We start from the raw sequence: 13,275 nt of genomic DNA, 5'->3' as shown, positions 1-13,275 counted from the left end.
GGCTGGCAGGAGTTATTGAGCGGCCCGAGACATAGGTGACAACTCGTACCGGACACATGGGTTACACTTTCCGCTTTTGTTCTGCGGGAGGTGTAGATGCCGTGGAAAGCGAGTTCGGTAATGGAAGAGCGCCTGCGCTTTGTCGCCCGGCTTCTGGATGGGGAAGCCATGACCGCGGTGTGCCGGGAGTTCGGCATCTCCCGCAAGACCGGGTACAAGATTTTCTGCCGCTATAAGGAGCACGGGCTGGAGGCGTTGAGCGACCGCTCCAGGCGGCCGATACGCTATGCCAACCAGCTCCCGCAGCAGCTCGAGACCCTGATCGTCCGGCTGAAGAGCGAGAAGCCGCACTGGGGCGCCCGCAAGATCCGCGAACTGCTGGTGCGCCGGCTCGATGGCGAGGTCAGGGTTCCCGCCAAGAGCACCATTCATGCGGTGCTCGATCGCCACGGCCTGGTCAAGCGCGGCGGCGGGTCGCGCCACCGCGCGCGCGGCACGCCGCTGTCGCAGGGCACGCTTGCCAATGATCTGTGGTGTGTCGACTTCAAGGGCGAGTTCAGGCTCGGCAATGGCCAGTACTGTTACCCACTGACCGTCAGCGATCATGCCTCGCGCTTCCTGCTGCTCTGTGAAGCGCTGGACTCAACGCGCGAAGACCCTGCCATTACCGCCTTCGAGCGGCTGTTCCGCGAACGTGGTTTGCCGCTGGCCATCCGCTCCGACAATGGCGTGCCCTTTGCTAGTCCCAATGCCTTGTTCAACCTCTCGAAGCTATCGGTGTGGTGGCTCAGGCTCGGCATTGCGATCGAGCGGATCAAGCCCGGCCATCCACAACAGAACGGCCGTCATGAGCGCATGCATCTCACGCTCAAAAAGGAAGCGACTAGACCGCCTGGGTTCAACAGCCTGCAGCAGCAGGATCGCTTTGACCGCTTCCTGCACGAGTTCAATGCCGAACGTCCCCACGAGGCGCTCGACATGAAGTGCCCTGCCGAGCTCTACACCGCGTCAGCGCGCCACTACGATGGCCTGCCCGAACTGTCCTATCCCTTCCACGATCGCGACGTCGTCATCACATCCTGCGGCCGCCTTTGCCTGCATCGCAAGAAAATCAACATCTCCATCGTGCTGGCCGGCCAGAAGCTCGGTATCAAGGAAGTCGACGACGGCATTTGGCTCGTCAGCTTCATGCACTACGACCTGGGATACTTCGACCTTGAGCAAAAGACCTTGCAACCCCTCGACAACCCGTTCGGCCCGAGGCCTGTCACCGATGTCTCCGGTACGACATCATCGCCCTGACTGAGATAGGCACTCTTGCTCGTTCTTGGCATGGCAGCCCCCTTGCATGGCCGCACCGAGCGGTCAACCCCCGAAGCCCGCCAGGGGCGCGCCCCTTGGGCGCGCGGGGTTGACGGCGAATGTGCGGGCCGAGCAATAATGGGCGGCGCCATGAGTGCGCGGAGTACCTGCAACCCTCGACAACCCGTTCGGCACGAGGTTGTTACCCATGTCTCAGGTACGGTCTGTTACCTATGTGTCCGGGCTGGACATTATAAAGAATGGCGATCCCGGGAAGACTCGAACTTCCGACCTACGGTTTAGGAAACCGCCGCTCTATCCGGCTGAGCTACGGGACCGCGGAACCCGGAGCTGCGGGTTCGGCCTCCTCATAGCAGAGCAGGATGCGGTTCGCCAGCCGCAAGGCGGAGGAGATCATCTGCAAGCCAAGCAAGGCGGCCGTACAATGCGCCCAGGTCCCTCTTGGCGGAGCAGCCCACATGATCGAGAGCATCAGCGCCATCACGCTCGGCACCCATGACATGGCACGCGCCGTGCACTTCTACCGCTCGCTCGGGTTCGCGCTTCTCTATGGCGGCGAAGCCGCAGCATTCACGAGCTTTCGCGCCGGCAGCGGCTATCTCAATCTGACGGCGCAGCCGGACGACAAGCGCTGGTCCTGGTGGGGCCGCGTCATCTTCCATGTCGCCGATGTCGACGCCACCTATGAGCAGGCGCGCGCGGCGGGATGGCAGCCCTCGACCACGCCGCGCGATGCGGAATGGGGCGAGCGCTACTTCCATCTCACCGACCCCGATGGCCATGAACTGAGCTTCGCCCGGCCGTTGCGCGGCGCGTGACCGAGGGTTGGACATAGAGGTCTGTTCTTCCACTACTTTTCCATCTGGCGGAACGAACCTTGCTTTGGGCCACCGCCCGATGCATGCTTGCCTCAGTCGTGCCGGAGATCGAGACCCCCTTGAGGTGAGCTATGAATCTTCCGCAAGAACCAGATCTTCTGATTGAGAAGGATGCGGACGGGGTTGTCCGTGAGTTGCGCCATCTGCAGACGCCGGCGGTGGCAGACCCTGACGTGTCAGCGCAGCGAGCCGCGGTCGCGTATCTGAGGCTGGCGTCCCACCCCGATCGGCCTTTGCTGCCGCTCAGCCCCGACGATTTGGACCACCTCGACGACACGGCCGATTCCAACGGCTCCGGCCGATCCGACAAATCAAGATTTCGATGGTCACAGCGCCGCGAACTGAAGCGCAATGGCGGGATCGAGACGACGGTCGTCTGGTGTCAGCAAACATTTCCGACCGAGGTCACAAAGAGGAGTTTCGTCCCCGATGTTCAAGGAGGCAGCATCCGTGTCGTCGCACATTACGGGCGGCAGACCGGCCGGTGGCAGATCACCAGTGCCCGATCGACATTGCTCATGAATGCCAATCTGTCGATCAAGCCGGGCTTCGCGGAAAGGGCGTTTCGCGATTTCAAGCCGGAGTGGGCCGACAGCCTTGACGCGGAAAAGATCGCAGGCTGGCTCGGCCCTGTCCTGGGCTTTGTGTCGCCGGACGCAATCGCAGATGGACGACTCGTTACGTATCATCGAAGCGAGCCCAGCACCGTGTACGAGAATGGCGGGCTTGGCTTGGCGGCCAGCGCCACGGTTTTCCTGCCGGTGGCAAGCGGCGACTCGATTGCGCACCGGGTCCTCTTTGATCCTCTCGCGGCCAGGCTTATCCGCAAGACCCCAATCGCGTCGGCGTGCGCCGGGTATGCCTTCCTTAGCGATCCCTCCAGCAAGACAGGCGCGTTCCACATACGACCTGACAGCGGCGGCGCCACTCTCGACCAACAGCGCGACCCCGTTGCACTGCTTGACCTCGAACACGCCGGTGGCGGACAGCGCAGGCTGTCCGGTCCGCGGGTAACGGTGCGCGAGCCGGCTGCGCTCGGCGAGAAATACGATCCGCCGGAGCAGGTACCCCCATTCGCCTTCTCGGCTCGAACGAATGAATTCGCTGCGGTCAGCGCCTACTGTCATTGCGATTCCATGATGCGACTGATCCGCGGATTCGGCTTCGGCCTGCAAGATCACTTCCATGATGTCAGGCTGCCCCTGACCGTCGACCATCGAGCCAAGCTCCTGGCAGGGTCCGGCGCACATGACGGCCGCGGCATCAATGCCTACGTAACGCCGTTTCTGGGCGATACGGCACAGCGGCCCTGGAACGTCGCGATGCTGTTTGCCCTCGCAGATCTTTCGGACACCTGGAAGCACCCCTTGGGGCTCGTCGCGGACGTGCGCTTCGTATGGCACGAGTTCTGTCATGTCCTGATCCTTGCCGCGACCGGGTCGACCGAATTCGATTTCGCTCACAGCGCCGGCGACGCGCTCGGAGCGATCATGTGTGATCCGGCGTCGAAGCTCCCGAAGGCGTGGCGTGGGGTGACGTTCCCCTTTGTCCAGCTGCCGTTGCGGCGGCACGACCGCAAGGTCGAGCAAGGCTGGGGCTGGAGCGGTACGCTCTATGAGAAACCCGCACCCACTTACGGCGTCCGTGATCCCGCCGGCTACATTTCCGAGCAGATCCTGTCGAGCACCCTGTTCCGGCTCTATCTCGCCGCGGGCGGTGATGCGGTTCGCAGCAATCCGGCACGCGAGCCGGACCTCGAGCGCCGCCGGGCGGCCGCATATTACATTGCTTACCTCATCGTCCGCGCCATAGCTTCGCTCGGGGCCGTTGAAACGGAGCCGACAGGCGAAGCGACCCAATTCGCGACCGCCCTCATGGACGCAGATGTCGGCACGCCCGATCTCGACTATGAGGGAGCGACACGACGCGGCGGAATGCTGCACAAGGTTGTCCGCTGGACTTTCGAGCAACAGGGTCTGTATCAGGCCTCTTCGCCCGGCCAAAACAAGCCGGGCAGCGCACCGCCGATCGATATTTACGTCGACGATGGACGCAAGGGAGAATACCAATACAGCGACACTTGGTCAGCGCTTCCCGGCGTGCTATGGGTCCAGCACAGCGAGGGTGACGGCGCGCCACATGAGGCGCCGCGCCCGGGCTATGTCAACTATGTCTACGTCATTCTCCGCAACCGCGGCACCCAGCCGGCGAACGGTGCGACGGTCAGCGTGTTCGCGGCCACTGACGATGCCGCCGATGTCTGGAATACCGCATCGACCGGCTGGGAACTGCTCGATGGCGACACGACGCAGCGCCACGTACCCAATGGGGCCTCGGTGAAATTCGGGCCCTTCAGATGGACACCACACGCCGGGAAGAGAAACGCTTTGCTCGCCCGCGCGACGGTCGCAGGCGACCGCAGCAACATCGATTCGGGGTCCACCCTGCCATGTGCTACCGGTCCCGTGGTCGTCGCGGATCTTGTCCGCGCCGACAACAATCTCGGTTATCGGGAGTGGACCCTTTCGTAGAGCCTGCGCCGGTCTGGACCGGCGTTGCCGCAAGATCAACCGTCATGACCTCTGGCATACCGCTTAGACCGGAGCGGGCGCGGGCGCCGTTGTTATTGGCTGGCTCCATTCCGTCTTGGCCGCCGCGAAAAGTTTCTTGATCTTGGAGGTGGCAGGCAGAGCCATGATCTTTGCCTTGCACTTCTTGGCGATGAACTTTCCTGCCTCGGTATCGCTTCGATAGTGCACCCCCGCTCGCTCGCGGTTCACTGCGACTCTGTCAGCAAGCCATTCGAGTTCATACTTGTAGGAACACGCGACCTCCTCCAGGAACAGAGACATGAGCCAGCTCTGCAAGGAATGACCGCTTGGAAATGAAGCATGTGCTGGTGGGCCGAAGGCTGGCAGCAAGCCTGGGCAGGCGTACGATGGCCGCGGTCGCTTGTAGTAGTCCTTGTAAAAGGCCGCCACGATCTGGCCGATTCGAACGGCAAGATTCATGACCACCAGCGTATAGTGGTGCTCACGATTATTGGCCGCCATCAGGCTCACCCAATATCCGGGCGCATTGTCATGCTGCGCAACGATTTCGCCCATGTAGCGCTCGCGATCGGTCTGCATGAGCAGCTGAAGTTGCAAGATCTCGCAGGCCACAAAATCCTGATAGTCCGGCTGGGTCGGTTGCCAGGCGAGCAGGGTCGGCCGCTCCGCGGCGATGTCCGTGTAGATCGTGTCCCAATCGGTATCCCTTATGAACTCCGTGAGAGAGAGCAGACAAAGGACATCGGGATCCCACGGGCCCTCCCTGCCTTTCCAGCATTCCTTGGGCAGCAATTTCTCCGGAAAGCTCGGATCCGTGTTCGGCCCGAGGTCGTACTGCAAGGTCAGCGGTCGGAAGCCGAGCTCGGGAGGCGTGGCACCGAAAGCCATCCCCATCCCCATGCCCATGCCCATTCCCATTCCCATTCCCATTCCCATGCCCATTCCCATACCCATACCCATACCCATACCCATACCCATACCCATGTCATCCTCCGGAGCTGTTCTGCGGGAACCTGTATCTTGTAGGAGGCCACCAAGGACCACGGTGCACTTATCGCGCCGTCAGCGAGGCAACCCAGCTTCAATCAATCGTTCAGCAAGTAGAGCGAGCCGGTCCGGCTGCTTGATTGGATACCAACTGCAATATTTCTCAACCGAGAACGAGGGATCGATCCTCATGTGCGCGGCGCCAACTTCGCGCGCCCGCTCGATAGAACCGGCGGCCACGAGGCTCGCGGCAAGAAGCCGCAAATTCGCGGCAAACCGCGGAGCAGCGGCCATGACCTTCGTGCCCCAATGCACGGCATCGTCGAAGGTCTCATTGGTGTAGTGCGCGTTGGTGAGCGCCGACTGATAGAAATAGGCGTACGGATCGAGCGGCGACAGCGATATTCCGTAGGACGCGCGCGCCACGGCACGCGGTCCATCGCCGAGATAGCAGTATGTCGATGCGCTCAGGGACCACGCAATGGCGGAATTGGGCGTTCCCCAGATGGCACGGTCGAAAGCATCGAGGGCACGGTCATACGCGGCGAAGAGAAAGGAATTGATGTGTCCGAAAATGGCGAGTGCAACTGGATCCGACGGCTCGAACTCGAGCGCTCGCGACGCAAGCCTGAGCGCCTCTTCCGAATCCGCCTTGAAGTCGGTGGAATGCCCTTCGCCGATGTGCAGGATATACCACTTGGCCATCAGGGCGTAGGCTGCCGCATATTGCGGATCGTATTGCAGGGCACGCTCGAACAATACCCGCGCCGCAATCATGTCATCGTGACCGAGGCGGTACAGGCGATACATTCCCTGCAGAACGAGATCATATGCGTTCATGCTTTGCGGAATCTTTCGCTCGGCATGCTTCAGCTCCGAGATATGAATGTGCGGAAGCAATGCGTACGCGATGTTGGTCGCGATTTCTCCCTGAACGTCAAAGAGCTGCGCAATCGACGCTTCGTACCGATTGGTCCACAGCATCGAGCGCGTATCGACGTCGATCAGTTGCACCCGTAACCGCAACTGCTCGCCTTGTCGCGTCAACGTTCCAGTGACGAGATATCGCACGCCCAGGCGATGACAGACGGTCGCGGGATCGACCGCAGGATCATTGAAACCGAGCGTGGATGTGCTGGATACGACAAACAACTCGCGAATACCTGCCAGCGAGGCGACAATGTCGTGAATGATTCCCTGCGAGAGATAGGTATCCTTCGGATCGAGGCCGAGCATCTGGAAGGGTAGTACCGCCACTGACGGCTTGAGCGCGTGGGCTACCGATATGGTCGGAGGCCGCAATCCTTGATGAGCTATCTTGAACGCGCGAATTCGCCGCTCGATATTCTTGAGCGTGAGAAACCCGAGATCGGCGGCCTGGTAACGGAGACGATCCTTGACCTGATCATGAATCGCGCCGGAAATCACGATACCACCTGGTCCGGCAAATTCCTGTAGTCGGGCCGCAATATTGACCCCATCGCCGTAAATGTCGTCGCTCTCGGCGATGATGTCGCCGACGTTGGCGGACATTCTCAGTTGCAGCGCGTCGCCGCCGTCGGGTGAGATTTCGGCCAGGTGATGTTGCGTGTCGAGTGCGAAGCTGATCGCGTCGACCGGATCGCCGAATTCCAGAAGCAGGCCATCCCCGGTGCTTTTGATCACCTGACCGCGAAAGGAAGCGACGCGCGGTTCGAGAACGTCGGCCCGCAGCGACATCCACCGCTTATGCGTGCCTACTTCGTCGCTTCCCATGAGACGGGAATATCCGACGACATCGGTGAACACCGTGGCAGCGATACGGCGATTGGGTCGACTCCGATCCGAGTCGCCGTCCGGGGAACTGTTGTCGACTCTGATCATCACAGCTCAACAACTCTTGGGCGTACAACCACCACGTGGAAACGTAGCAAACAGCTATCGGCAATCAAATGCAAGGTCTGCAATCAGCTGACGCCCCCAATGTGATGGCGATTTCCGCGGCAGAGCCGCCCAATGCCCTTCATTGATACCGGAAGTGGCAGAGCAGGCTCTTGCAATCTTACCCAACCAGACGGCAATTTCTATCAAGGCAGAGCTGGGCCGCCTTGGCCGGTGCCGCATGGCCGAGCATCACCCCGTCTGCTTGCAGCTGAAACGCCGCTTGGCCCTATGCCCGGATATTGTTGTCCTTCACCACCTTGCCCCAATAGGCGACCTGCTTGTCGAAGAAGGTCTTGAAGGCAGCGCCGTCCTGGAGCAGCAGCGTCATGTGCTGGGTGTCCTTGAGCTGGGCGGCGGTCGCGGGCTCGCTCAGGATCTCCTTGGATGCCGTCGCCATGGCCGCGACGACATCCGGCGGCGTCCCCGCCGGCGCGAAGATGCCCCACCAGGCCAGCGTCTCGAAATCGGGAAAGCCGGCCTCGATCGCGGTTGGCGTGTCCGGCAGGGCCGGCAACCTCTCGCGGCCGAGCTGCAGGATCGGGCGCAACATGTTGGTGCCGAGCTGGGCCGCGACCAGCGCCGCCGATCCCGCGATGAGGTCGACATGGCCGCCGAGCACGTCGTTCATGGCCGGGCCGCCGCCGCGATAGGGCACGTGCATGATCTCGACGCCGGCCTTGCTGCCGAGCACGGTCATGGCGAGATGGCCGAGCGTGCCGATGCCGACCGAGGCATATTTCACCGCGCCGGGCGTTGCCTTGCAGGCCGCCACCACGTCGGCAAAGCTCTTGTAGGGGCGGCCGGCGCCGGCCGCAATCACGTAAGGCGCGGTGCCGATGAGCAGCACCGGCATCAGCTCGCGCTCGACATCGACCGGCGGCTTGTCGAGGATCGACGGGATCACCGCATGGGAATCGAACGTCACCAGAAACGTCGAGCCATCCGCCGGGCTCTTGGCGACCTGCGCCGCACCGAGCGCACCGGCCGCGCCGGATTTGTTCTCGACCACGACAATGCGATTGAGCTTCGTCTGCAGGTTGCTCTGCAGCAACCGGGCCATCGCATCGGTCGATCCGCCCGGCGGGAATGGCACCACCAGCGTGATTTTCGAGCCTTGCGCGCTTGCCGGTGCCATCGCGAGGATGGCGGGCGCGGCCAGCAGCGCCCGTCGTGTGATCGTCATGGTCCCCTCCCTTTGTTTTGCGCTTTGCTTTTTTGCTTTGAGCGCTAGGTCGTGCCAAACCCCGAACCGGGTTTTCGATATTCTGGCCGAGGCGGACTGAAGATGTCCAGCACGCGGGCGCCGTCGGGACCGGCGCGCATGGTGTGCGGCACGTTCCCCGGCGTGCGCCAGAAATCGCCCTTTTTCACCGGGATTTCCTCACCGCCCTGGACGCGGATGGCGGATCCATCGAGCAGCACACCCCATTGCTCCTCGGGGTGATGATGCAGCGTGCCTTGCGCATGCGGCGCCAGCGTCACCACCGACAGCATCGCCTGCTCGCCGGAGAAGATGCGCGTGGTCACGCCGGCGGCGAGCTCGCGGAAGAGGCCGTCGCTGGCATCGTCGAGATTGTGGAATTCGTCCTTCTGGCTCAAGTCATTTCCCCTTCTGCTTTTTATCTTGCTGCAGACTGACGCACGGCGGCCGAGAGGCGGTCCTTGAACTCGCCCCTCAAGGTCACAAACAAGCTCGACCATTTCCGGCTCTTGAACTCGCAGCCGCCTCGTGGACAATAATCCTTATCGTGATAGTCCCCGAAAACGACGCCAAGCATGGTCATTCGACGGCCCCACTGACGAAAGAGGGCGCTCCCTGACGCCCCGAACTCGAACTCGCAGCTCGTTTCAAATGTCTGCCAGTCCCTCGCGTCGCGGATTTGGCACTCCTGGATCGTCTTGTTGAACGGCCCGTCCTTGTCCGTCTTTCCCGTGGCCTCGATATCATAACCGACAACCGCCAGAACACGCTCCAGCTCCACCAGAGTTTCGGGCTGCTCATAGATTTCGTACGGCGTCACGTCTGCGGGAAACTTAAGTTTTGCGACGGCCCAATCGACGCTGCCCTGTCTCGGTGCAGCATCATCGCAGGTGCCCATCCATAGAGCGGCCGACAAGGGAATGATCCGCTTCTCTGCTCCCAAATAGTACTCGAATATGCACTTGTCAGGTGACGTATGAGGTTTGCAAGCGTCCCGAAACGCGTGAGCCACCGTCGTGATCACATCGCGCGCCCCGGTGACTTGAGCGCTGCTGGCTCCGCCGGGGCATCGCAAGACTCCGCTTGCCGCGAAGCGCTTTCCCACCTCGCCTTGCGACAGCCCGTTTGCCTCTGCGTAAATCTCTTCAGTCATCCGCCGTTCTGCACCCGCCAAAGCGACAATAACCGTCGCCGACTTGGGATGATCGTTGGTGACCTCGCGCGTCTCCCACGATCTGACGTCGTTGTTTCCAGAGACCCACAGAAGCAGGAAACTAGGCAGGACGATCGCGTAATTCCTCAACATCTGAAGTGACCTCAGCAGCAAAAAGCATGAGAGAACTTTGGCCGAAACAAAGGTCGCAAAATCACTTTCGAAAATAGCAATGGCCGATTCGACTTTCGATCAGCTCGGCCATTGTCTTGACTTACACCCGCCAGATCAGGCCTTGCCGTAAGCGCCCTGGTAACGGCCCTCGCGGATTGCCTTCAGCGTCTCCTCCTCGCGCGCGAGCTGGACGCGCACTGCTTCCAGCAGCGCGGCCGCACCGGCGGCGGGAAACGACACCACGCCGTCCTCATCGCCGACGACGATGTCGCCGGGCGCAATCACGCTGCCGCCGATCGTCACCGGCACGTTGATCTCGCCGGGACCGTTCTTGTAGGGGCCGCGATGGATCACCGCGCGAGCGTAGCAGGGGAAGTCGTCGGCCGCGAAGGCCGCGACGTCGCGGATCGCGCCGTCGATCACGTAGCCTTCGGCTTTGCGCCATTGCGCGATGTTCTTCATGATCTCGCCGACCAGCGCCCGCGTCTCGTCGCCGCCGCCATCGACCACGATGACATCGCCGGGCCCGACCAGGTCGAGCGCGCGGTGGATGGCGAGATTGTCGCCGGGCCGGGTGCGCACGGTGAAGGCCGTCCCCACCAGCTTGCCGCCGCGGTGATATGGCTTCAGCCCGACCGCCCCGGGCAGCCGGGCGAGATTGTCCGAGATCACCGAGGTCGGCGCGTCCCTGAAACCTTCGATGATACTTGCCGGCGGCTTCGGCACGCTACTCGCTGCGATGGTGATCGTCATGTCAGTCCTTCCGTGTTTGTCTTATTCAGCATGCCCCCGCGCCTTCGAAGGCCAGATCCGGCAGGCGCTCCACTTCGTCTTCTTGGCATCGCCCGCAGGGACTGAGGCGCTCGCAGCACGAGTGTAACAGCCTGTCGCCGGGGCGCTGTGACTCCTACGCCACGTCAAGCACAAAATGTCAGCATCCCAGCCCTGAATTTCCCGGGTTCCATGGGTGACAAGCCGGCGATAAAGAGGCAAAAATCCGGCTCGACTCAGTTCGGGTTGCGTGTTGCAAGGAATGCTCTCTTAGAATGTCGGCCGTAGTTACATCGCATCGCGCGGCGCTGCTTCTCGTTGCCGCAGCAGGATTTTTCCTGCTGACGCGGGGGCATGCCGATGCGCAATGGTGGAAACGCGCACCTGTCGATTTCGAGGAATGCGCCGATGCCGCCGAGAAAGCCGCAACCAAGGCGGAGAAGACCGCGGCCCTTGCCGATTGCAACGCCAAGTTTGCCGGTCGCCGCAAGCCGGGCGGCGGCTATTCCTATTACGATTTCCTCCAGGATCGCACCTTCGACATCGCGGGCCCCAACCCGACGCCGGAGGAGCAGAAGAAGATCGACGAAGCCTATACCGCCTATCTCGCCAGGCAGCGCCGCAGCAACGAAGCGGCCCAAGCCACCGCGCGGCAGCAGCGCGAGCAGCAAGAGCAACAGGTGCAGCAGCTCCAGCAGGTCGCGCTGCGGACCGAAGTCGAGCGCGTGCCGGTCCCGGTCGAGCGGCCGAAGGTGCAGCAGGCCGCAGGCGCAAGGCCGAAGGCCGCGCCTTGCGCCAAGGGCTCGTTCTCCTGCGAATGGCCGCGGCTGTCGGAAAGCTTGAACGACCTGAAGAAGCTGTTCAACCCGACACCGAGCAAGCCCGCGAAGAAGGGGTGAGTTTCCTCGACTTCATTCTGCTGCCGCGGCAAACTCCGCTGTCGTCCCGGACAAGCGCGCCTCGAGCGCGCGCTTGAGGCGGGCTTGTCCGGGACGACAGCCGAGTGTGTGGCCTTAGTTCGTGTGCTTCTTCTTGCCGCGCTTCGGCTTGACCACCGGCGCTGTTACCACCGGCGAGGCACCCAATTGCGACCGGCTCTCCTGCAACCGCCTGTCATAGCCGGGGGAGTTCAAGACCGTCGGCGGCCTCGCAAGGGCGAGCGTCGACGTGCCGCAGAGCGCGCCCAGCGCGAGGCCGATCGTCAGACAACGCTTCATCACGCCCTCCTCGTCCTCAATTCACGCCCCGGATCTGCTGCGGCGTCAGCCGCGGCGGACCGTTGCCGGCCGCCTCGGCTTCCTTGATCAGCGCAACAATGCGGCGCATCAGCGGCACGGCGACATGGTTCTGCTCGGCGAGCGCGATGACCGCTCCTTGCAGATAGTCGATCTCGGTCTTGCGGCCCTGCTTCAGATCCTGCCACATCGAGGAGCGCGCCTCGGGATCGATCTTCATGGTCCGCCCGAGGATCGCGCTGAAGATCGCATCGGGCAAACGCAGCAATGCCGGAGACCAGCTCATCGGGATCGGCGTCGACGACACCGGCACGATGCCGGCGGCCTTCAGTGCGGCCAGCCCTTCCGCCATCTGGTCGGCGAACAATCTGCGCCAGTCGCGGTTCGCCAGTTGCGCGGCGAGCGGCATGTCGGACAGCGCGCTCAGCGCATTGTTGAGGTTGATGATCAGCTTGCCCCATTGCACGCCGGTGATGTCACGGCTCGCGCGGACCGTGAGGCCGGAGACCGAAAGCGCCGCAGCCGTATTATCAGGATCTTCTCCGACGTGAATGTCGCCGGAGGTCGAGCGGTGGAAACGGCCATCGCCCATCGCGATCACGTTGAACGGCACCATGCCGGCGAGCACGGACCGGCCGCCGAGCCGCTCGCGCAGCACTGCGACATTGCCGATGCCGTTCTGGAACGACACGATGACGGCATCCTCGGGCGCATGCTGCGCGATCAGGCCGGCGACAGCGGCGGTGTCGGCGCTCTTCACCGTGACCAGCACGATGCCGGCGCTGTGCAAGATGGAAGGGTCTTCCGACAGCGCAAGCTGGCCGGCGCCGAGCTTCGTCTCGGAGCCGTCGAAATCGGTCAGGAGCAGGCCGAACCGCTCGATCTCGGTCTTCACCCGCGGCCGCACCAGCAGCGCGACGCGCCGGCCGGCGCCGGCCAGCATGCCGCCGACGAAACAGCCGATGGCGCCGGCGCCCGCCACCACGATCGGTCGATCCGCAACCACTGAGCTTGCTCCCTGAATGACCGGCCTTCGATAGCAGAGGCGAGGCCGGCAACCAATCGCGGCGCGTCCGAC

The 13,275-nt window shown here is 62.6% G+C and carries 12 protein-coding genes and 1 tRNA gene; 4 read left to right on the top strand and 9 right to left on the bottom strand.

Annotated elements, in window-relative coordinates:
- Nucleotides 1–96 precede the first annotated feature (96 nt).
- Entirely contained in the window at nucleotides 97–1,302 is a 1,206-nt protein-coding gene (locus tag N2604_RS03665; RefSeq protein ID WP_260371115.1) for an integrase core domain-containing protein, read from the top strand.
- Between the two features lie 261 nt (nucleotides 1,303–1,563).
- Here N2604_RS03665 and N2604_RS03660 read toward each other — a convergent pair.
- A tRNA-Arg gene (locus tag N2604_RS03660) sits at nucleotides 1,564–1,640 on the bottom strand.
- 141 nt (nucleotides 1,641–1,781) lie between these two features.
- Here N2604_RS03660 and N2604_RS03655 point away from each other — a divergent pair.
- Together N2604_RS03655 and N2604_RS03650 are read left to right on the top strand one after the other, a co-directional pair.
- Entirely contained in the window at nucleotides 1,782–2,141 is a 360-nt protein-coding gene (locus N2604_RS03655; protein ID WP_260373836.1) for a VOC family protein, read from the top strand.
- A gap of 131 nt (nucleotides 2,142–2,272) precedes the next feature.
- Nucleotides 2,273–4,732: a hypothetical protein gene (locus tag N2604_RS03650; protein WP_260373835.1), complete on the top strand. Its 2,460-nt coding sequence runs from the start codon at nucleotides 2,273–2,275 to the stop codon at nucleotides 4,730–4,732.
- Nucleotides 4,733–4,795: 63 nt separating this feature from the next.
- Here N2604_RS03650 and N2604_RS03645 read toward each other — a convergent pair whose 3' ends face one another.
- The 6 genes from N2604_RS03645 to N2604_RS03620 form a co-directional block, all read right to left on the bottom strand.
- Complete coding sequence (locus N2604_RS03645; protein ID WP_260373834.1) at nucleotides 4,796–5,737, bottom strand: phosphatase PAP2 family protein; 942 nt, start codon at nucleotides 5,735–5,737, stop codon at nucleotides 4,796–4,798.
- Between the two features lie 78 nt (nucleotides 5,738–5,815).
- A complete protein-coding gene (locus N2604_RS03640; protein WP_260373833.1) occupies nucleotides 5,816–7,603 on the bottom strand; it encodes an adenylate/guanylate cyclase domain-containing protein in 1,788 nt (595 codons plus the stop codon).
- A gap of 286 nt (nucleotides 7,604–7,889) precedes the next feature.
- Nucleotides 7,890–8,846: a tripartite tricarboxylate transporter substrate-binding protein gene (locus tag N2604_RS03635; protein ID WP_260373832.1), complete on the bottom strand. Its 957-nt coding sequence runs from the start codon at nucleotides 8,844–8,846 to the stop codon at nucleotides 7,890–7,892.
- 44 nt (nucleotides 8,847–8,890) lie between these two features.
- On the bottom strand, nucleotides 8,891–9,262 hold the full coding sequence (locus tag N2604_RS03630; protein ID WP_260373831.1) for a cupin domain-containing protein: 372 nt from the start codon (nucleotides 9,260–9,262) through the stop codon (nucleotides 8,891–8,893).
- Nucleotides 9,263–9,282: 20 nt separating this feature from the next.
- A complete protein-coding gene (locus tag N2604_RS03625; RefSeq protein WP_260373830.1) occupies nucleotides 9,283–10,170 on the bottom strand; it encodes a hypothetical protein in 888 nt (295 codons plus the stop codon).
- A 135-nt stretch (nucleotides 10,171–10,305) separates the two neighbouring features.
- The gene (locus tag N2604_RS03620; RefSeq protein WP_260373829.1) at nucleotides 10,306–10,944 is read right to left on the bottom strand and encodes an RraA family protein; all 639 of its coding nucleotides are present in this window, start codon (nucleotides 10,942–10,944) and stop codon (nucleotides 10,306–10,308) included.
- A gap of 293 nt (nucleotides 10,945–11,237) precedes the next feature.
- Here N2604_RS03620 and N2604_RS03615 point away from each other — a divergent pair, with 293 nt between their 5' ends.
- On the top strand, nucleotides 11,238–11,861 hold the full coding sequence (locus N2604_RS03615; RefSeq protein WP_260373828.1) for a hypothetical protein: 624 nt from the start codon (nucleotides 11,238–11,240) through the stop codon (nucleotides 11,859–11,861).
- A gap of 114 nt (nucleotides 11,862–11,975) precedes the next feature.
- Here the strand turns inward: N2604_RS03615 and N2604_RS03610 are convergent, their stop codons facing one another.
- Nucleotides 11,976–12,179, bottom strand: coding sequence for a hypothetical protein (locus tag N2604_RS03610; protein WP_260373827.1), 204 nt, complete (start codon nucleotides 12,177–12,179; stop codon nucleotides 11,976–11,978).
- Between the two features lie 16 nt (nucleotides 12,180–12,195).
- Nucleotides 12,196–13,203: a 2-dehydropantoate 2-reductase gene (locus N2604_RS03605; RefSeq protein WP_260373826.1), complete on the bottom strand. Its 1,008-nt coding sequence runs from the start codon at nucleotides 13,201–13,203 to the stop codon at nucleotides 12,196–12,198.
- Nucleotides 13,204–13,275: the final 72 nt, after the last annotated feature.

Origin of the sequence: Bradyrhizobium sp. CB1015, assembly GCF_025200925.1 — a bacterium.
In the GTDB taxonomy this organism is placed as follows: domain Bacteria; phylum Pseudomonadota; class Alphaproteobacteria; order Rhizobiales; family Xanthobacteraceae; genus Bradyrhizobium.
Note: the sequence above shows the minus strand (reverse complement) of the source record. Positions and strands in the feature narration are given on the sequence as shown.